20 protein-coding genes and 1 other RNA gene are annotated in these 19,980 nt (G+C 41.8%); 11 read left to right on the forward strand and 10 right to left on the reverse strand.

Annotation, left to right across the window (positions count from 1 at the left end; translation table 11 throughout):
• Nucleotides 1-107: 107 nt before the first annotated feature.
• Nucleotides 108-962, reverse strand: coding sequence for a lytic transglycosylase domain-containing protein (locus CDG61_RS05460; protein ID WP_087550683.1), 855 nt, complete (start codon nt 960-962; stop codon nt 108-110).
• Between the two features lie 495 nt (nt 963-1,457).
• Between CDG61_RS05460 and ttcA the strand changes: the two genes are divergently transcribed.
• Complete coding sequence (ttcA, locus tag CDG61_RS05465) at nt 1,458-2,378, forward strand: tRNA 2-thiocytidine(32) synthetase TtcA (RefSeq protein ID WP_087513234.1); 921 nt, start codon at nt 1,458-1,460, stop codon at nt 2,376-2,378.
• A gap of 203 nt (nt 2,379-2,581) precedes the next feature.
• Complete coding sequence (locus CDG61_RS05470; RefSeq protein ID WP_087513233.1) at nt 2,582-2,968, forward strand: SCP2 sterol-binding domain-containing protein; 387 nt, start codon at nt 2,582-2,584, stop codon at nt 2,966-2,968.
• A gap of 61 nt (nt 2,969-3,029) precedes the next feature.
• Here CDG61_RS05470 and CDG61_RS05475 read toward each other — a convergent pair whose 3' ends face one another.
• The 5 genes from CDG61_RS05475 to CDG61_RS05495 all read right to left on the reverse strand — a co-directional run bounded on the left by CDG61_RS05475 (nt 3,030) and on the right by CDG61_RS05495 (nt 6,593).
• Nucleotides 3,030-4,145 carry a transglycosylase SLT domain-containing protein gene (locus tag CDG61_RS05475; RefSeq protein WP_087513232.1) on the reverse strand — a complete coding sequence of 372 codons (1,116 nt, stop codon included), beginning with the start codon at nt 4,143-4,145 and terminating at the stop codon, nt 3,030-3,032.
• 613 nt (nt 4,146-4,758) lie between these two features.
• Nucleotides 4,759-5,238 carry a transcription elongation factor GreB gene (gene greB, locus CDG61_RS05480; RefSeq protein ID WP_087513231.1) on the reverse strand — a complete coding sequence of 160 codons (480 nt, stop codon included), beginning with the start codon at nt 5,236-5,238 and terminating at the stop codon, nt 4,759-4,761.
• 243 nt (nt 5,239-5,481) lie between these two features.
• Nucleotides 5,482-5,664: non-coding RNA, 6S RNA (ssrS, locus tag CDG61_RS05485), on the reverse strand.
• Between the two features lie 90 nt (nt 5,665-5,754).
• Nucleotides 5,755-6,039, reverse strand: a complete 285-nt coding sequence (locus CDG61_RS05490; protein WP_087513228.1) for a cell division protein ZapA — start codon at nt 6,037-6,039, stop codon at nt 5,755-5,757.
• Complete coding sequence (locus tag CDG61_RS05495) at nt 6,036-6,593, reverse strand: hypothetical protein (RefSeq protein ID WP_087513227.1); 558 nt, start codon at nt 6,591-6,593, stop codon at nt 6,036-6,038. Before CDG61_RS05495 ends, CDG61_RS05490 begins: the two co-directional genes overlap by 4 nt.
• 64 nt (nt 6,594-6,657) lie before the next feature.
• Between CDG61_RS05495 and CDG61_RS05500 the strand changes: the two genes are divergently transcribed.
• The 3 genes from CDG61_RS05500 to CDG61_RS05510 all read left to right on the forward strand — a co-directional run bounded on the left by CDG61_RS05500 (nt 6,658) and on the right by CDG61_RS05510 (nt 9,790).
• Entirely contained in the window at nt 6,658-7,284 is a 627-nt protein-coding gene (locus CDG61_RS05500) for a UPF0149 family protein (RefSeq protein WP_087513226.1), read from the forward strand.
• Nucleotides 7,285-7,366: 82 nt separating this feature from the next.
• Complete coding sequence (pepP, locus tag CDG61_RS05505) at nt 7,367-8,689, forward strand: Xaa-Pro aminopeptidase (RefSeq protein ID WP_087550684.1); 1,323 nt, start codon at nt 7,367-7,369, stop codon at nt 8,687-8,689.
• 618 nt (nt 8,690-9,307) lie between these two features.
• Nucleotides 9,308-9,790: a hypothetical protein gene (locus CDG61_RS05510; RefSeq protein WP_087550685.1), complete on the forward strand. Its 483-nt coding sequence runs from the start codon at nt 9,308-9,310 to the stop codon at nt 9,788-9,790.
• Between the two features lie 723 nt (nt 9,791-10,513).
• Here the strand turns inward: CDG61_RS05510 and CDG61_RS05515 are convergent.
• Nucleotides 10,514-11,020, reverse strand: coding sequence for a GNAT family N-acetyltransferase (locus CDG61_RS05515; protein ID WP_087550686.1), 507 nt, complete (start codon nt 11,018-11,020; stop codon nt 10,514-10,516).
• A 418-nt stretch (nt 11,021-11,438) separates the two neighbouring features.
• Between CDG61_RS05515 and ubiH the strand changes: the two genes are divergently transcribed.
• The 3 genes from ubiH (at nt 11,439) to CDG61_RS05530 (ending at nt 14,293) form a co-directional block, all read left to right on the forward strand.
• Nucleotides 11,439-12,647 carry a 2-octaprenyl-6-methoxyphenyl hydroxylase gene (gene ubiH, locus CDG61_RS05520; protein ID WP_087550687.1) on the forward strand — a complete coding sequence of 403 codons (1,209 nt, stop codon included), beginning with the start codon at nt 11,439-11,441 and terminating at the stop codon, nt 12,645-12,647.
• On the forward strand, nt 12,644-13,882 hold the full coding sequence (locus CDG61_RS05525; RefSeq protein ID WP_087550688.1) for an FAD-dependent monooxygenase: 1,239 nt from the start codon (nt 12,644-12,646) through the stop codon (nt 13,880-13,882). Before ubiH ends, CDG61_RS05525 begins: the two co-directional genes overlap by 4 nt.
• 162 nt (nt 13,883-14,044) lie before the next feature.
• Nucleotides 14,045-14,293: a hypothetical protein gene (locus CDG61_RS05530; protein ID WP_087513219.1), complete on the forward strand. Its 249-nt coding sequence runs from the start codon at nt 14,045-14,047 to the stop codon at nt 14,291-14,293.
• Nucleotides 14,294-14,442: 149 nt separating this feature from the next.
• On the opposite strand, the gene rsmI is transcribed toward CDG61_RS05530, so the two are convergent.
• Nucleotides 14,443-15,288 carry a 16S rRNA (cytidine(1402)-2'-O)-methyltransferase gene (gene rsmI, locus CDG61_RS05535; RefSeq protein WP_087550689.1) on the reverse strand — a complete coding sequence of 282 codons (846 nt, stop codon included), beginning with the start codon at nt 15,286-15,288 and terminating at the stop codon, nt 14,443-14,445.
• A 171-nt stretch (nt 15,289-15,459) separates the two neighbouring features.
• On the opposite strand from rsmI, the gene CDG61_RS05540 reads away from it, so the two are divergent.
• The 3 genes from CDG61_RS05540 to CDG61_RS05550 all read left to right on the forward strand — a co-directional run bounded on the left by CDG61_RS05540 (nt 15,460) and on the right by CDG61_RS05550 (nt 17,499).
• Complete coding sequence (locus CDG61_RS05540; protein ID WP_228199617.1) at nt 15,460-15,873, forward strand: YraN family protein; 414 nt, start codon at nt 15,460-15,462, stop codon at nt 15,871-15,873.
• Nucleotides 15,874-15,938: 65 nt separating this feature from the next.
• Entirely contained in the window at nt 15,939-16,625 is a 687-nt protein-coding gene (locus CDG61_RS05545) for a BON domain-containing protein (RefSeq protein ID WP_087550690.1), read from the forward strand.
• Nucleotides 16,615-17,499, forward strand: a complete 885-nt coding sequence (locus CDG61_RS05550; RefSeq protein WP_087550691.1) for an alpha/beta hydrolase — start codon at nt 16,615-16,617, stop codon at nt 17,497-17,499. Before CDG61_RS05545 ends, CDG61_RS05550 begins: the two co-directional genes overlap by 11 nt.
• Here CDG61_RS05550 and nudC read toward each other — a convergent pair whose 3' ends face one another.
• Both nudC and CDG61_RS05560 read right to left on the reverse strand, forming a co-directional pair.
• Entirely contained in the window at nt 17,500-18,273 is a 774-nt protein-coding gene (gene nudC / locus CDG61_RS05555; RefSeq protein ID WP_087550692.1) for an NAD(+) diphosphatase, read from the reverse strand.
• The gene (locus CDG61_RS05560; RefSeq protein ID WP_087550693.1) at nt 18,273-19,916 is read right to left on the reverse strand and encodes a chemotaxis protein; all 1,644 of its coding nucleotides are present in this window, start codon (nt 19,914-19,916) and stop codon (nt 18,273-18,275) included. The genes nudC and CDG61_RS05560 overlap by 1 nt, the downstream gene beginning before the upstream one ends.
• Nucleotides 19,917-19,980: the final 64 nt, after the last annotated feature.

Genomic DNA, 19,980 nt, shown 5'->3' on the forward strand with positions numbered 1-19,980 from the left:
AACCCTCTTATGATAAAAAAATAATCTGATTTATTAATTACAAATCATAAAGGTCAATATGCGGTGTAAAACCCAAAAATTCAAGCAGAAAAATATAAAAATCTGGATCAGTCTGTAATGGAAATTTTAGCAGATGCCATCGCATTTGCTGTTGCATAAGAACCTGCAGGCGCATCTGTGAAACTGCCATCTTCAGAAACGATAATCTGACGCTGTGATGAGTTTCGTGATGAGCCGGCGGCTTTGGTATTCTCTGAGTAATGAGTGGACTGAGCAATGATCTGAGGGGATGCTGTGCTGCCTGAAGTCGAAATGATACCGCCTGAATAAAGATTGCTTAAACGGCTGGACACCCGACGTACATAATCCTGAGTTTCACGGAAAGGGGGAATACCACCGTATTTATCGACATTGCCTTCGCCGGCATTATATGCAGCAAGCGCCAGTGAAGTGTTGTTGTTGAAACGTTTCAGTAACCAGCTGAGATAACGTGCTCCCCCCATAATATTCTGATGAGGGTCGTATGCATTTGAAACATTAAAACGTCGTGCGGTTGCAGGCATCAGCTGCATCAGCCCCTGGGCACCGACTGGAGAGCGTGCATTACTGTTAAAGCCAGATTCTGTATGCATGACAGCTTTGATCAGACCTTCAGAAACACCGTGCTGTAAAGCTGCCTGTTTAATGATGGAATCAAAAGCATTTTTATTGCGGCTGTAACTGGGCAGTACAGAAGCTTCGCTTGAGCCCCAGTTACTGTAAGAATGGATATTGCTGTCCGCATAATAAGTGACTTTCACCCTTTTTAAGGACTGATCAGCGCTTTTACGGTTTGTCAGCAGGGTACTGCCGTTTTTATCTTTATAAATGTAAATCTGACCGGCATGCGTATTTTCAGTTACAAACAGAACTGAACTGGCACCCATTAAAAACAGACAAGAAAAGTCAAAAATTTTTTTCATTGTAGTAAGAATAAAATTCTGTCCCCGAACATTAAAAAGGAGTGTATCAGAAAAACTGGGGATGAAAAATATATCCACACCAAGTCAACCCTTGCTTTGAAAAAATCAAGTCTGTTTGTCTTCTAATTAATCAAAAAAAAATTAATATTTTTTTTAATCGGCATAACTTGACACATTTAAGTAACTGATATTTAATTAAAAATAAATTGATCAAAAAATGATCAATTTAAATAAAACCCTTACTTGCAGGGGGCAGCAACTTGTCAAGTGATTTAGAATCCACAAAGTTATCCACAGCTTTTGTGGACAACTGTGGAAAAGTCCAAAAGATAAGCATCTGGGGCAAAAAATGAACGCGAAAGTCCATTTTATCATTTCAAAAAATACAGCTATATGACAAAAGAATGTAATTTTCAAAATTACATTCTTTTGGTGCGCAGAGAAGATGAATCGGCTAAAATTGCGCAGTAATTTTTTTATGGGTTAATCGCGTCTATGTATTCGCCAGTTGAATCCACTCAGGGATTTAATTTTAAACCGGAACTGCCTACAAGCTCTGCCTATTACCGTCTGCTGAAAAAGCTGCGTCGCCAGGTGGGTCACGCTATCCGTGACTTTAAAATGATTGAGGAAGGTGACAAAGTCATGGTTTGTATTTCCGGGGGGAAAGACAGTTATACCCTGCTGGATATCATGCTTCAGTTCAAACGGATTGCTCCGATTAACTTTGATGTGGTTGCGGTCAACCTGGATCAGAAGCAGCCGGGCTTTCCTGAAGATGTTTTACCCCGCTATCTGGAAGAAAATAATATTCCTTATTATATTCTGGAAAAAGATACTTACAGCATTACTAAACGTCTGACACCAGAAGGCAAGACATACTGTGCCGTATGTTCACGACTGCGCCGTGGTTCGCTTTATGGTTTTGCTCAGGAAATCGGAGCAACTAAAGTTGCGCTTGGTCATCACCGTGACGACATTCTGGCAACTTTTTTCCTGAATCTGTTTCATGGTGGCAGTCTGAAAGCGATGCCGCCTAAACTGCTGTCTTCAGATAAGAAAAACATTCTGATCCGACCACTGGCTTATGTGGAAGAAAAAGACATTATCAAATATGCAGAAATGCGTAAGTTCCCGATCATTCCTTGTAACCTGTGTGGTTCACAGGAAAATCTGCAGCGTGCCATTTTAAATGACATGTTACGGGACTGGGATAAACAGTATCCGAAGCGTCTGCACAGCATCTTTGGTGCGCTGCAGAATGTGTCACCATCACAGCTGGCTGACCGTGAACTGTTCGATTTTGAAAGACTGGATGAACAGCGTGAGTTTGATTTCAATGAAAGCTGTTCAACTGAAAATCCAGAACAGGACAAGCGGATCAATATGGTCAATTTAGGCTTTGCTGCTGAGTAATCCATCTGTACAGAAGCTGTCAGCAGGGCAGTTTCTGTATTATTTTACTGAATTAAAACAATATTATTAAAAATTGAACGCTCCGTACAAAAAACTTTATGCCTAAACGGACTATACATGCTATAACAAGTCACGAGCCAACTGCTTACTCAGATGTTGTCTGGAGAGACGACACAAAACGAACTAAAAATTGAGGAAAGAACATGCCTGCTTTTTTAACTGATGACTGGTTTTCAACTGTAGAAACTTTAACTGCTCAGGCGGGCGATCTGAACCTGCCACCAGCACTTTCAGGCCTTGCAATTAACCTTGTTGTAGCAGATGCATCTGGAAATACAGAATTAGCACTGGATGGCGGTGCAATTAAAAAAGGTTTGTCTTCAAATGCGAAAACAACACTGAATATGGATGCAGAAACACTTCGTAAAGTATTCCTTGAGTTTGATATGGCTGCTGCTATGCAGGCATTCATGACAGGTAAAATAAAAGTTCAGGGTGATATGTCTCAGTTGATGGCATTACAGACTGCAAAACCAAGTCAGGAACAGAAAGATCTGTTCAAAAAGGTACTGGAACAGACAACTGCATAATTTTCAGTTGCTGAATTTAAAAAAGCTTACCGTTCGGTAAGCTTTTTTTGTGCCTGCAGCTTTAGATATTGACCAGCTGAGGCGTGGTTTTAATATGTTCCAGGTAAGCCCTGATACGGGTTACATACTGGAGTGCCTGGCGGTAACGTGAGTTACTGACCTTGTTACGTTCAAGGTAAGCATACATATTTACCCACTGATCAGGATTTTTCCCCTGAGCTTTCAGACGCTTCTGAATCTGACCGACAGCACCAGGACCCATGTTGTAAGCAACCAGGGCATACCAGTTACGGTCAGGGAAGGGAATGTTCTCATACCTGTCCAGCATCAGATCATAGTATTTTGCACCACCCTGAATACTCTGGGATGGATCATTACGGTCTGTGACACCCATTGCTTTGGCGGTATTGTTGGTCAGCATCATTAGACCACGGACACCAGTGGGAGAAATGGAGTCGGGTTTAAGATAGGATTCCTGATAACCAATCGCTGCCAGTAAATGCCAGTCAAGATCATATTGCTTGGCAGTACGTTTAAAGCTTGCCTTATAAACAGGCATACGCTTTTTCAGATCCTGCTGAATGGTGTCCCATGCTTCTTCTTTTACAACGTTACGGTTGTAGAAAGAAGCCAGCTGGTTGATTGAACCATTCTGTTTACCACGGCAGATGAAAGCATTGGCTGTCTGAGATAAAGGATCGTCAGCATTTTTGAATACCCAGTTTAATCCGGTATTCAGACCATTTTTTTCCAGTGTAACAAACTCACCGCATGTTGCAGAGAAAGAAGACAGATGCTTCTGTTCAATACTCTGGATGCTGGCAGTGGTCATGGCAAAACTGGCTTTACCCTGTGAAACCAGTTTCAGCGCGGCTGCATTGGTTTCCACAGTCTGAAAGTCCAGCTGAACATTCAGGCTGTCTGCATAGTTGCGGACCAGGTCGTAACCAAAACCGTGTAAGTGCTGACCTTCACGGAATACTGTGGTGGGTGATTCAACAGCAACAACAGTCAGTTTATTGCTGTTCACAACAGTATCAAACTGATGTGCTGTCTTGCTTGCATTCAAGCTGTGAAATGGAAAAAGTACAGTACTTAAAGCAAGTGCTTTTAACGCGATCGAAGAAGAAAAGGTATTAAGGCAAAGCCTCGACCCAGTTGTTGAACTACTGTGCATGTTGTCTCCGCTACAAGTAATTTATGCCCTAAAAAGCGCAGACAACATGTCTGATCTTTTTCAAGTTGAATAAATCCAGTATTAGGGGTGGGCAGTCATGACGTCATTCTGAATGACATGGGGTTGAAAGATGATTGTGTAGTAAATCTACACAGATGAAAGGTTATTTCAGAGTAAATAGTGAGTGCATAATAAAGATGAAAAAACTCTCTGTCAAATTTTGTACATAATTTATGAGAAACATGTAACTTAATCGATTCAAAATAATAATAAAACAGGTTTATACAGGGTGGTTGTGAATAAACGAAGAACGTTGTTTATTTTTCCTGTAAAAGCCTGAGAAGTGATAGGGAATATGCATCATGTAATCCATCTTAAGTACAGGCAGGAGAATATTGGAAAAGTGTATGGAAAGACTGTATTTAAAGGGTGTCATAAAAGATGTGATGGGGTGATAAAAATAATTTTCACCCCATGATTCTGCATCTGGCAGATCCGATAATGGTTGCTGAAAATGGGTGTTTTTTATTCACTGAATATGCTGTTGACTGAGCCGTCAGGGATAAAAATAAAGCAGAAAAATATTTTTTGAAATAAGTGCTTCAAATCCTGTTTATGACGTTTTTTCATAGATGATCTGAGTCAGATACCAGTTTTTTTTGCCATGAGGGGTATGAACCTGTATTTCATCATCAACTGCTTTACCCAGACACGCTTTTGCTATAGGAGACTGTAAAGAAATATAGTCTTTACGCCCATAAATTTCTTCATCACCCACAATGCGGAATTTGACAGTTTCGCCGTCATCGTTTTCAAGCTCAACCCATGCACCAAAATAGGCTTTTCCATCCTGTTCAGGGCTGTATTCAACTTTATGAGCGACTTCAAAAAGTTTAGTTAAGAATCTGATTCTACGGTCAATTTCACGGAGTTTTCTTTTATTATAGTGGTAGTCAGCGTTTTCTGAACGGTCTCCGAGGCTTGCAGCCCAGGACACGATTTTGGTGATCTCAGGGCGTTCTTTACGGACCAGGTCATTCAATTCATTCTGTAAGCGTTGATAACCTTCAGCGGTCAGCAATTTACGGTTCAAAATAAAACTCCTGTTCTTTCCATAATTGAAGCTGTTTGGCCTGTCTCTGTATAAAAATAAAGTATGGACAGATTTCTGCTCAGATCTGATTGTAAAACATTCTGAAATGATCAGACACAGTTGTACTGCATATATTTTCAGTTATGAAAATTATGGATTGGAAGTGATGAAAAATGGTGGATAAAAGGAAAGGTGGTTATAACAGGATATAGACAGCGTTATAATTATAATAAGAAAAAAGTAAATAGCTCCAGAAGTGCCGCTGCATGTCGTTACCCTGAACCCGAAGAAGTTCAAGGGGGACGCGACGTATACTTGCTGGGTTTCCCACACGAAGATGGGCATACGCTCTAAATATACAGAACACATCCGTAAGTTTAAGTATCGGCAGGGATATAGACGCGCTGGCAAACACCCCAGAGTTGCATTCAGTATAACCTGTATTGAGCAGGAGGCAAATCCCTGGAGGAAATGATTTATCTGTCGCATGTTCATGTGAACATGCTTTGATCAGTTTCAGGTCAGTTGTTCTACATCTTCAAGAATGGTGTTCAGCAGGCGTTCGCAATGCTCGTATTCCTGAATGGTTTTATTCATGGATAACACGTCCTGCATCATTTCCAGGGCAACCATGATGATCAGTTTACTTGGTTCCATGCGAGGTGCTTTCTGGCGAAAATCATCGTATTTTTCATTCAGTAACTGCGCTGCACGTTCCAGTTCTGGTTTTTTATCTTCTGTGGTGGCAAGGCGGAAACTGTGTCCAAGCACACGCAGTTCTACAGGAATCTGTTCACTCATGATTCTATCTCTTCATTGGCTTCGGCAGGATGGGCAAGTTGCTGAATTTCCTGAGCATGCTGATCCTGAGCAGTACCTAAAATAGATAAGCGCTGAATAATGGCTTCAACTTTCGCTTTGGCATGTTCATTTTTTTGTAACAATCTTTCACGTTCCAGCTTCAGATTCTGAATTTCCTGTTGAGCATGACGCTGTTCATTCTGCATCTGCTCTTTAAGCATGCGCAGTTCATTGCGTTCAGCAAGAATTTCCTGGAAACGGTTTTTCAGGTCAGTGCAGCTTTTCTCAAGCCGACTGTAGCGGTCTGCAAGCGCAGTCGCATCTGTATTGAGCTGTTTCAGCTGATCCTGAGAGGTTTTCAGCTGATCAGACAGCGTATCAACTTCTTCCTGTTTATGGGTGATGATACTGTTCTTTTGAGCGATCTGGCTGTGGTGCTGCTCAGCAGACGTATCTTTATCGTTCAGAAGTGTACGGTTTTCATTCTCATACTGAGAAAGTCGCGTTTTTAAAACGCCAATGTGCGCCTGTAGACGCTGTAATTCTTCTAACATATCGTGGTCGCACAGTATCGCAAACAAAGGTAATATATAAGAAGTATAGAGATTGGATAAGCGAATGCAAGACGATATTTCAGGTTGGTCCGAATGGAACCGCAATTTTTCCTCAATTGAGGAGATTTCAAGCCCAAGTGAGTTACATGGTCTGTTAACAGGTATAGTTTGTGTGACAAATACACCTTCAAGAGAAGAGTGGCAACAGATATTAAATACGCTTGAAGTTCCAGAACTGAATGAAGAAGCTCTGGATATCCTCAGTGATGAAGCAGAAGATGTTGCTCATGCACTGTCGGAAGATGAACTGGATTATCTGCCGTTGTTACCTGATGATGAACATGTGCTCGCTGACCGTGTCCAGGCACTTGCTGACTGGTGTGCAGGCGTAGTGCTGGGATTTGGACTGGCTTCAGGACATATCCGTCAGGATGAAATGGAACTGATTGAACATCTGCAGGACGTTGCAGCGGTTGAATTTGAAGAAAGCGACAATGATGAAGAAGGTGAAGAAAGCTATCAGGAACTGTATGAGTTTGTACGCCTGATTCCTGTCAGCCTTTCTTTGGGGCGCAAGAAAATTCCTGTAGATGAAAGCTCTTTGCTGAAAAACTTTTCTGCAAGATCTAAAGTTGCTGTTGAAGATAAAGCAGCAGTGGTGGAAATGTTTACGCCACATCGACCAAGCTGAAACTGAACGGAATAACCTGTCTGCAATATGGCCGGTTATTCCTCTATATATATTAAATTTTTAAAAATGATGAAGTGCTTTAATGAAGAAACTGACTCAGGCAGATTTTAAGGAACGTCGCGACCGCCTTGCTGAAGAAATGGGTCCCCACGGTATTGCCGTCATTGCAACCAGTCCTGTTGCCATGCGTAACCGCGATGCCGATTATAAATTCCGTGCTGACAGCAGTTTTTTCTGGCTGACGGGATTTGCAGAACCTGAGGCAGTTGCTGTCATTGAAACTTACGAATCCATAGATGAGGGTTATACCTACAGTCTGTTCTGCCGTGAACGTAACCGTGAAATGGAAATCTGGAATGGTTACCGTGCCGGTGTGGATGGTGCTGTGGATGACTTTGAAGCAGATGAAGCGTATGCGATAGATCTGCTGGATGACGAAATTCAGGAAAAACTTCAGAACAAGACCCGACTGTTTTACCGCATTGGTCAGCAGGCTGCTTTTGATGCGCGTGTAGCAGGATGGATTGCAAAAGCCAGCGGTGAATCCAGACGTGGTACTTCAGCACCTGCTCAGCTTGTACAGCTGGATCGTATTATTGATGAGCTTCGCCTGCATAAAACTGAGCAGGAACTGGAACTGATGCAGATTGCATCTGATATTTCCGCAGAAGCGCACACTCGTGCGATGCAGACTGTAAAACCAGGCATGATGGAATATGCTCTGGAAGCTGAACTCAATTATATTTTTGGTAAAAACGGCTGTGTACCGTCTTATAACAGCATTGTGGGTGGTGGGGAAAATGCCTGCATTCTGCATTATGTTGAAAATGACAAAGTGCTGAAAGACGGTGATCTGGTACTGATTGATGCAGCCTGTGAGTATCAGCTGTATGCCTCTGACATTACCCGTACTTTTCCGGTCAACGGTAAGTTCAGTCCTGAACAGAAAGCACTGTATAACGTGGTTCTGGATTCACAGATTGCTGCGATCCATGCAGTTCAGATTGGAAATTCATATAAAGAGCCGCATAACGTAGCTGTACGTATCCTGGTTCAGGGTTTGCTTGATCTTGGTATTATGCAGGGCAACATCGACGAAATTATTGAAAAAGAAGCTTATCGTCAGTTTTATATGCATGGCACAGGGCATTGGCTTGGCATGGATGTGCATGATGTAGGTACATACAAACAGGATGGTGAATGGCGTGCCTATGAAGAGGGTATGGTTGTCACCGTGGAACCAGGTCTGTATATCGCACCGGATGATGAAACGGTGGATGTGAAATGGCGTGGTATAGGTATCCGTATTGAAGATGATGTGGTCGCGACAGAAAATGGTCCGCGTGTTTTAACAGCTGCGGTAGTGAAATCTGTAGAAGAGATTGAAGCCTTAATGGCGAAATAATCTGAAATGAATTAAAAAGCCGGTCAGATGACCGGCTTTTTAATAGTATGTAAGAGATTATATACAAAGCATTATATTGAATCAGGTCATATCGTGATAACTGTAATTTTTTAATTGAGTCATAATTGCAATTAACTGTAAAATTATTTCTGGTGTTTGTTTGTTTTTTTGATGTTTGGATTGTTGAATAATTCTTCTTAAAACTGGTTATTTAATTAATATGGTGAGGTTCTTGTTTTTATACTATTGTTTTTTTTAAAAGAAAGGGGTGTGAAATAAAATTGGTTGAGATTATGTTTTAATATTTTTTAACGCTAAAGTTGCATGCGGTGCTTGAAGAGTGTTGGGAAATATTTTTATAAAAATAAGAATTTAAAATATGGAAAAGAAATTTTAATTAAAAAACTTGCTCTTATTTGTCGTTTGTATAATCTGTACACTTAAAATTTTAATTTTTTAATTGGAGTGGAAGTGATAGACTTTTTATTGAACTCATCAAGATTTAATGATTGGTTTTTTATTAATACATTTTTTCTGTTGTTAGCTCATTTTTGTTTAATTTATACAATTGGATTGTTAAGTAAGAAGTTGTGCTCTTTTTTTGTTTTATTGATACTCATGGCATTGCTCGCTAGAGCATGGAATAATTTTGTGGGAGTAGAATTATTCATTCAGTCATTATTTACGATATTAATAGCAATTATTGTTAATGAAATAGACTATTCCATAATACCTAAGTGGATATTTTTTACGAGTATTTCCGGAATCGGTTTTTTCTTTTTTTATCAATGGTATGTTTGGGATATGGAAACATATGTATGCAGAAGTCCTGTCTGCGAACCTAAAGAGAAAGTTATATGTAAAACTTCAATTAAAAATGATGAAAATGGATATGCTCTACAGGATACAAAAAAAATATGCCTGACTGAAAAAACGAAAAAACTTTGGTCTTTTGAGCATCAAACACATGCACGACCTGGAAGTACACCGGGTTTTAGAGAGGGATATGAGTATTTTACTCCGAGGTGTTATGATCCAGTGGGAGAATATGTGGATTGTGAAACTAAATTTGGATTATCTCAGTATGCAGATAGAAATTAAATAATCAGATCTGAAAGGCTGCTTTATACATTATTGATATTGGATTTAATAGACTCCTATATGTGGATATTTGTTGTTGGAGTTGTTTTTAACTGGTGTTATATATTTTATAAAGGATATTTATTTTTAATTAAGGTTTGTTTGAAAGAGATTTTTTAAATAGTAATTTTGTTAGCTGATGTTGATGTGTTTAAAATATAATGAGCTGATGTGGTTTATTGTTGATGGTCTTATGAAGCTACTTTATTATTTTATTTGGAAACTGTAAATTAAAATTTTTGAAACAGGGCGAAAGATAGTACATTATTTATTAATATCTGAAAAAAACTTTATAGATAATATTACTTCGATGCTCCTTTTATTGTTGAGTAAATGCGTTAATCCTGCTCTAAAGATTTATGTAATAAAAAAGCCTGACATCCTGTCAGGCTTTTTTACGTATTTGATGCTTTGGTCTGACTCCTGTCGAACCTGCATGTCCATTGCTGTCTTTTCTTATTTTTGTCTGGAGCATCCTGCTCTCTATATCCCCATAATAGAAAATTGATACAGAACTGTATATTCGCCAAAGTCCTGAATCGCTGTACGTCCAGGCGTACAAAACTGACTGAGTTTTATCCGAGAGCAGAGTAAAAATTTTTGATTTCCCATCATTTTCTTACTGTTTCATTGACTAAAGTTGCTGTGTCAGATGTTTTCAGTACGGAAGTCTTCGCTTAAGTTCTATTCAGTTGCATCGAAGGCTTCATGGTAAGTGACATTACCCTGAGGGATATGGTCAGTAAAACTGAGTGCCTGAAAATACTCAGGGGGCACACCAGGTAAATTGAGATCAGGATAGGATTTAAAACCAAAACGGCTGTAATAAGCAGGATCTCCTAATAAAACACAGCCTTTTCCACCGGATTGTTTTAATTTATCCAGTGATGCATGCATTAAAAGTGATCCAATTCCCTGACCTTGTTTATCAGGACAGACAGAGATGGGACCTAAACCGTACCATCCTGTTTCACCTGAAGAAATACTTACGGGAGAAATGGCAACATGACCAACAATAACGTCATGTTCAACTGCCACTAAGGAAATGCTGAGCTGCCCGTTCTTACGAAGACTGTTCACAATAAACTGTTCAGTATGACTGGAGTGTTCTTCATTTAAAAATGCAGCTTTGGTCAGTTCTTCAATGTCCTGAATATCTGCTGGTTGTTCATCCCGAATGAGAATATTCATTAAAAATCGTCCTGGTATTTTTTGATTACTGTCGTGATTTTATCAAATAAAGATGATGCACTTTCAGTTAATCACTGAACATTTTTGGAAATCGGCATTATATAATTTTAAGTGGTTTTATTTGTAATATTATCAATTAGTTGTTTGTTTTTTCTTGATGAAAATGAGGCTTGAATATGAAATATTATACTGGATCGTTGTGGTGCGATTCACAGTTCATTTCAGATGATAAAAACTGCGCTGGCTTTTTGATAAAAACAGTTTTTTCAGTCCGGTTTTTATTCAAAGTATCAGGATTTCATCAGCTTAAGAGCATCAGTGCTATTTCATTATAAAAATAAATGACTTTGCGGTAAGATAAATTCAATCAAGATAATCAGTGTCCAGCCCGACTGGATACGTATGGAAGGATCAAGGCATGCAACAAGAAGTCATCATTGTGGGTGGTGGTATGGTCGGACTCAGTCTGGCACTGATGCTGGCAAAAGCAAAAATTGGCGTAAAGCTACTCGAAGCGATCAGATACCCTGATTATGATGATGCAGATCTTGCCCCTTATCACTCAAGTTTTGATGCCCGAAACAGTGCGCTGTCACGCCGTACGGTACAGATTTATCAGGAACTGGGTCTGTGGGATGCATTACAGGAACATGCAACGCCTATCCTGGAAGTCAATATTACTGAACAGGGCAGTTTTGGTAAGGCACGTTTAAAAGCAGAACAGGAAAAAGTTGAAAGTTTTGGGCAGGTGATTGAAAACGCCTGGCTGGGACGGGTACTGCTGACTGAAGTAAAAAAAGAATCTTTGATTGAACTGATTGATGGTGTGCAGGTCACATCATTAACGCAGGATACAGATCATGCCTTTATAGAAGCTCAGCGTGGTGAAGAAGCACTCCGACTGCAGGCTAAAATTGTGATTGCAGCTGATGGTCGTGATTCATTCTGCCGCAAAGCTTTGGGTATTGGTGCTTCGGTACATGACTATGATCAGGTAGCGATTGTCACCACAGTACAGACTTCGAAGCCGCATCATCATGTCGGTTTTGAACGTTTCAGCCATTTAGGGCCATTGGCTCTGTTGCCATTGCCGGGGGAATACCGTCGCTCGGTGGTCTGGCCTGTGCCTAAAGGTACAGAAGGTGAATGGCTGGGGGATGAAAATGATCAGCATTTCCTGGATGCTTTACAGCAAACCTATGGAGACCGTGCGGGTAAATTCCAGAAAACCGGTAAACGGTTCAGTTTCCCACTGTCTCAGGTTCTTGCTGAGAAACAGGCGGTAGGACGTGTGGTTTTAATGGGTAATGCAGCTCATACCATTCATCCAGTTGCAGGTCAGGGTTTTAATCTGTGTATGCGTGATGCTCATGTATTACTGCGTTATTTAAAAGAGCAGATGAATGCTGGTGCTGATTTAGGCGATGCAGCAATGCTCCTCGACTACGAAAAATCAAGACTGACCGACCAGCAGCGTGTGATTAAATTCTGTGATTCTGTGGTACGTGGATTCAGTAATCAGAATCCAGTCCTTAAACTGATCAGAAATACAGGACTGGTGGCTTTTGACGTGATTCCAGGGATTAAACCCTTGGTGGCAAACTATGCGATGGGGTTGAAAGCATGAGTCAGGATATACTGGATGCAGTGGTAATTGGTGGTGGACTTGTGGGTGGTCTGACTGCATTGTTGCTTGCTCAGGGTGGAGTAGAGGTCACGGTACTGGATGCTGCCCCTGTACTGGATGAGCAAAGTGTACTTGCAGTCTCAAACCCACGGGTGCTTGCACTGAGTCAGGCAACAATTCATCTGTTAAAAACAGCGAAAGTCTGGGAAGGTCTGAAACGTCAGATGCCGTACAGCGGTATGCAGGTGTGGAATAAAAATGGCTACGGAGAGATTAATTTTGGTCAGTCATCCGAACTGACACCGACACCTGAGCAGACACTCGGTTCAATGGTTGAACCCAGTATTTTGAATCTTGCGATACAGCAACAGCTGCTGGAGCAGATCCGTGATTACAGAACGCAGGTAAAAGTTATCCGTGTTGAGAGAGGTGTCGGTGTCTGGCATATAGTGCTGGCTGATGGCACTGAACTCAGAACAAAACTGCTGATCGGTGCAGACGGTGCTAACTCATTTGTACGTGATCAGGCGTTTATTGAACTGGATGTGCTGGATTATCAACAGGCAGGGCTGACCTGTGCCATCCGTACCCGTGAACCGAATTTACATGTAGCCAGACAGATATTTCTTGAAACAGGTCCACTGGCTTATTTGCCTATGGCAGGTCTTGATGCTGCTGAGAATAGTTACTGGCAATCCATTGTCTGGACTTTGCCGGATGACTTTGCAGAAGAATATGCCGCTTTAAGTGATGAAGCATTCTGTCAGCTGATTACAGAACAGAGCCACCATATGCTGGGTGGAGTCGTTGAAGCTACTTCCAGAGTAAGATTTCCATTAAAGGCTCGCGCTGCAAAACGGTATATTGCAGAAGGACTGGCACTGGTTGGTGATGCAGCTCATGTGATTCACCCACTTGCAGGTCAGGGGGTCAATATAGGCTGTCTGGATGCTGCTGTACTGTGTGATGTTCTGCTGCATGACTTAAAGCGTGGTGTGTGGGCACATGAACAGACACTGAAGCGTTATGAGCATCAGCGCAAAGGTCAGAACGATGCCATGATGCACAGTATGTCCATCATTGGCTGGACGGAAACTGCACAAATTTTTCCTGTGGTCTGGGCACGTAATTTTGCTTTGAAGCAGGTTGAACAGCATGAAATTCTCAAGGATACGTTTATGGCTCAGGCAAATGGACTGTCTTCACTGAGTCATACACGCTATGCGATTTCCTGAAATTGTTGAATTTTAGCCATTCATTTAACTTTAATTACGTTTTTGATCGAAAAAAATACGTTTTTTTTGCATTTTACTCTATGCGAAATGCAAAGAGATTGATAAATTTCTTCGTAATTCGGAACCAGTTTTGTACTGGGCAAGTCTGAGGGGAAATGAAAGATGACGGATATGAATGATTACGATGATGCAGAAGACTCAACTGTAGATGAGGATGAGGCACAGGCTGCTGAAAAAGGCGCTGGTAGCGCTGAAGATAGCGCTGCAGAAGGTGATATGGCAGAAGCTGAAACATTGACTGTAACGGCAAAGCTGAAGCAGCGTCAGGCACTCGAAGATGAAGTGGCTGCTTTTCTTGCCAGAGGCGGAAAAATTACTGAAGTTCCTCCAGACGCATCTGCCGAGGATTAATAAAAAAGCATCACTACGGTGATGCTTTTTTATTTTCAGATCAGGAGCAGTCAGTAGTTTGAAAAACAGCGTTCAGTGATATATCTACAGCCTCTTACTGAAAGTTAGTCTATAGGTAAAATAAACAGACTGAAGTTCAGATATAAAAATCAGTCCTGTTTTTTGTCTGTCAGTTCAAGTGCACGCTGGTAAGCCACTTTCTTTTTAATACCTGTCAGGTCTGCTGCAAGTTGTGATGCTGCTTTCACTGATAAATCCTGTAACAGGCGAAGCAGCAGTTTATCCAGTGCTTCCTGTTCAAGGTCTTTTTGTTCAGTTGAACCACCAATCACCAGCACGATTTCACCTTTTTGCTGATGATGATCATTTTCGATAAAGCTGACCAGTTCAGACAGTGACATTTTTTTTATGGTTTCAAAGGTCTTGGTAATTTCACGGGCAAAACCGACAGGGCGTTCAGCGCCAAAAACGGTTGCCATATCTTTTACACATTCAAGAATACGGTGCGGTGCTTCATAAAAAATCAGCGTCTGAGTTTCATCTTTGAGTTTTTCAAGGGTCGCAACACGCTGTGACTGTCGGGAGGGTAAAAATCCTTCAAAGCTGAAGCGGTCACTTGGAAGTCCCACAGAACTCAGTGCAGCGATTGCAGCGCAGGCTCCAGGTACAGGAACGACACGAATCTGGTGCTGTTGAGCTGCACGGACCAGTTTAAATCCAGGATCACTGATCAGAGGAGTACCTGCATCACTGATCAGTGCCATATTTTCACCGTTTAAAATACGCTGAATCAGCTGATCTGTTTTGTTACTTTCATTATGATCATGGCAGGCAGTCAGTGGTGTGGAAATATTAAAGTGCTTCAGCAACTGAGCAGAAGTCCGAGTGTCTTCAGCAGCAATAATCTGTACAGATTTAAGGACTTCGACTGCGCGATAGGTGATATCATCAAGATGCCCGATGGGGGTGGACACAACAAACAACTGGGCATTCATGCAATTTCTCCCTGCACAGGATGGTATTCAGTCAGTTGATTTTTAACTGACCGTAAAAGGGTTATTCTACCTGAATTGGACTGCATCATGGGAAATGAATCCCGTTGCTTGAGGCTTTATCATGAAGCTGTTGTGAAAAAATTAAAATAAATAATGAGCTGTAAAATTCCAATGAAAATGCAAATGGGGCAATGGGCTGAACTGGAAGCCCGTAAATTTCTTGAAGCAAAAGGCTTTCGGGTCGTCGCTGTAAATTATCATTCGCGAAACGGTGAAGTGGATCTTATTGTTGAGCAGCAGCAGGATCTGATTTTTGTGGAAGTCAAAGCAAGGTCAGCAACGGCTTATGGTCATGCATCTGAGGTGGTGACTTTATCAAAACAGCGTAAACTGATGAAAACGGCATTGTACTTTCTACAGAAAAATCCACAATATGCTGACTTTTATTGTCGGTTTGATGTGATTTGTTTTGATTTTTCTCAACAATTTGCAAAAACAGTACAGTATCACTTTTCCAGTTTCCCTTATGATCTGCAATGGATTGAAAATGCTTTTACTTTTGATCTGGAGTTTATTAATCTCTAATCATCATCCAGACCAAAGTCTGAAATATAAAATAATTTGGTTTAAATCATTAGGAGTCTTGCTGAGTGTTTAAGCATATTGCAATGACAGTGTTGTGCGTAGCAGGTTTATCAGGCTGTGCAAGTTTTATTTCCGGTGGTACTGGTTCTGCACCTGTAGGGACAGAAAGTGGCGCACGTTCGCTGGGGCAGGTTTTTATTGATTCTTCCATTGAAAGAACTGCAAAAATCAATCTGTATAAACTGGATGCAAGATTCAAACAGTCGCGTATCAATATTGAAAGTTTTCACGGTAATGTTCTGCTGACCGGGCAGGTGCCTGATGCGCATCTGAAGCAGCTGGCAGAGGATAATGTCCGTGCAATGAGTGATGTAAAGACCGTACATAATTATATAACGGTTGGCGATCAGATTGGTTATTCAACCATTATGCAGGACACAACAGTAACAGCAAATACACGTGGTCTGATCATGAAAGCTGCGGTTGTTTCTGACAGTAAAGTCCGTGTACATACTGAAGATGGTGTACTTTATGTGATGGGGCGACTGAACAATGCTGAAGTGGATGATCTGAATCAGGTATTGCAGCAGGTTGGCAATGTCACCCGCATTGTAACTCTGGTGGATAATATTGATCAGCGACAGTCAACTGTGTCTGGGACTGTAGCAACACCGATGATGAACACGGTACCTGATGTGCAGACGCCTGTTGCCATTGATCCTGATCAGGCTGAACCAAGCAATGTTCAATAAGATTCAACAGATTGCAGCATTACTGAAAAACCGCGTAGAAAAGGCAAAATCCCTGTACAGGGATTTTCGTCTGTATGATGCAGGCAGTTATGCGCTGAACAGGCTGACTCCGCGTAGAGGATACAGTGTACAGCACAATGTTGCTTATGGACTGAAAGCCCGACACCGTCTTGATCTGTATGCGTCAGAGCAGGAAGGTGAAAATCCTCTGATTGTTTTTGTGCATGGTGGTGCATGGTCACATGGTGACAAAAAGGATTACCGCTTTGTCGGAGAGTCTTTTGCCCGTGAAGGTTTTGATGTGGCGGTCATTAATTACCATCTTGCGCCACAGCATATTTTTCCGAGCTCAGTGGATGACCTGACTCTGGCTCTGAACTATCTGGCACAGCAAAAACAGCGCCTGAAAATCAGTGCACAGAAAATTGTTCTGATGGGACATTCAGCGGGTGCTTTCAATATTATGTCTGCGCTGTACAATCCAAAGCCTTATGAGTTGATCTGTAAAACTGAAATCCGTGCTGTGATTGGATTGGCAGGACCTTATCATTTTGACTATAAAGGTGATCCATTGTGTGAAGATGCATTTGATCAGCAGGTACCGTTTCAGCAGGTTATGCCTTTTTATTTTGTTGAAAGCAATACCGTCAGACATTATCTGTTCACTGCTGAAAATGACAGAATTGTTCATCGCAGCAATGCGGTCGATCTGGATCAGATGCTGAAAGAAAAGGGTAATCACAGTCAGATTCTGGATGTACCCAAAACTGGACATCTGACAGTGATGGGGTCTGTTTCAACGCTGTTCAGCCGTTATTTTCAGACCCGAAAAATGATTATGGATGTTTTAACAGAACTGCGTCAGATGGACTGATTACAGCCATTCACGGGTGTCATCTGCAACAGGATGCCCCTGAGTGACATGCATGATCATGGCATAAGCAATACTGCCTTTAAATGGAATTTCAGGCAGTTCATCAAATTTAAAGAACTGTGCTTCACTGATTTCATCTTCCTGAAGCACAATTTCACCAGCAGCATACTCTGCTTTAAAAGCCAGCATCAGATTACTTGGAAAAGGCCAGGGCTGACTTGCCAGGTACTGAATATTTTTCAGTTTTAAACCGACTTCTTCTTCAGTTTCACGGCGTACTGCTTCTTCAAGTGTTTCACCGACCTCAACGAAACCTGCAATCAGGCCATACATATTGCTTTTATTACGGGCATTTTTTGCCAGTAAAATTTCATTATCACCGCGGGTAATGACTGTTATGACACAAGGCTGGACCCGTGGGTACTGATGATATCTGCATGCAGGGCAGACCATGGCATATTCGGTGGGATGTACTTCGGTCTCATGGCCACAGTGACTGCAGAATTTATGATTGCGACGCCATTCCAGTAACTGAATGGCACGGCTGGCATGTTCAAACTGCTGCGTGTTCCAGAGCGGAAGGAGCTGTCGGATAGGAACGAGCTGAAAACCCTCAGGGATGGGTTCATGCTCCTGAAGATCACGGGCAATCACCTGATCACCCGTATTAAGACTTAAATCACTTGCCAATCTTTCAACTCTAGGGAGTTGAAAGTTTTCATCGACCAGCAGTTGTTGTTGTTGGAACAGATAAGCAAGTGAGAGTTCAGTCATCAGGCTACAGTTTTCAGTTTTTCGCTACTGACCAATGCTACATCAAACATCGAGCGCAGGACAGGCTGTTTGTTCTTTAAATTGTCAATTAACATGTCGGCACTGGCAAGCGTGTCGAGCAAATGATTGATTTCTTCAGCAGAAATAACAGCTTCAGCTGCAATTTTGTCCTGAACAAAATTTGATGCAGTTTTCAGGGCTTTCTGTCCATCCTGAGCGTTCAGGAACAGCAGTGCTCCACTGACTTCAGCCAGCTGTGCAGGCATCTGCTCCAGAGCTTTCAGGTTATGATCCTGAAGGTACTGTACAAGTTGCTGACTGCTGTTTTCGATCTGAGTCTTTGTTTCCGCCAGTAATGTGGCATGAGCATCATCCAGGCGATCCAGTGAAATATTCATGTTGTTTACACGTAACTGTAAACGGCTGGACGTATGGTGGCGCTCAAGAACACCAATGGAGTTCATTGCAGACAGGATGCAGTTCATCAGCTGCTGTGCGAAGCCTTCATCTTTGAGCACTTCAGCCTGATTCAATGATTCTGCCTGACGGAAAAGATCATTGCAGGCTTCATTCAGGTTGAGGACACGGAAAATATTGGCCATGCCTTTCAGTTTGTCCTGAAGTTCAACTGTTTTTTCAGGTGACATGTTCTGATAATTGTATTCAATATCATTTCTGATCTGAGCCATTTCATCAGTCACAAGATTGCTGATGGTATGCATGGTATCAAAATCAGGACCGTACAGCTGACGGCTGAAGACCTGTAACTGTGTGTCTGTCAGCATGTCATCGCCAATGTTCAGCTGCTGACGGATATGTTCAGAAATACTGTCTTCCTGGCTGATGCACAGACTGAGGATATTGGCTAAATCCTGAATTTCTGCTTTGAATGTTTCAGGTGCGCTGAAATATTCTGCGATATTCCGTTCAATACTGATCAGCGTGCGCAGACGCGGTTCGTTCAGCAGTAAATTTTCGATCTGTTCAAATGCAACATAAACAAGGTTCCAGTATTTACCAGAAGTATGTTCAGTTGAAACACCTGCCAGGTAAGCGCCAACGACTTTCAGTGCCTGTAGATCGAACTCGGACTCTTCCTGTTTGATCAGTCGGTTCAAAGACAGTTTATACAGACGGTGTACATACTGTGATTTTTCCAGTACAGGTGGCGTCGGCAGTGAGAATTCTGGAGTGATACAGTCCAGCAGTGATTCGATATGCTGACCTTCAGAGGTGATCGGTTTACCAAGCGTGCGTTCCAGGCGGTTCAAAGTATCCAGCAGGAACTGTGGAATCTTGACTTCGCGCAGACAGATGAATTCGATATAGCGACGCAGCATGGTTGTACCTTCACTGAGCGCAACCACTTCATCGGTGTTGATCTGAGTCGGGTTTGCCATGATTCTGCGCATGAGTTCAGCTGAATACTGTGCAATTTTTGCCAGGCTTTGCATGTCAATCAATGCAAGAACCTGAGCACACTGTTCAAACTGGTTTAATGCGTCATCAATTCCGAAAGGTAAGGTCTGGTCTTCTGCCAGGGCACTCACAGCTGATTCCACCAGCTTGATTGAGTTATCAACCTCATTTTTTATTATCAGCAATGCAGTCGGATCAAAATGAATTGAGGTTTGGTAAGACATGTATCTGCACCTTTCCTAGTGTTTTATCTGTTTTACTGTCGCCTGAAATTCAGGCATGACGGTT

The organism is Acinetobacter sp. WCHAc010052 (genome assembly GCF_002165295.2).
Taxonomy (GTDB): Bacteria; Pseudomonadota; Gammaproteobacteria; order Pseudomonadales; family Moraxellaceae; genus Acinetobacter; species Acinetobacter chinensis.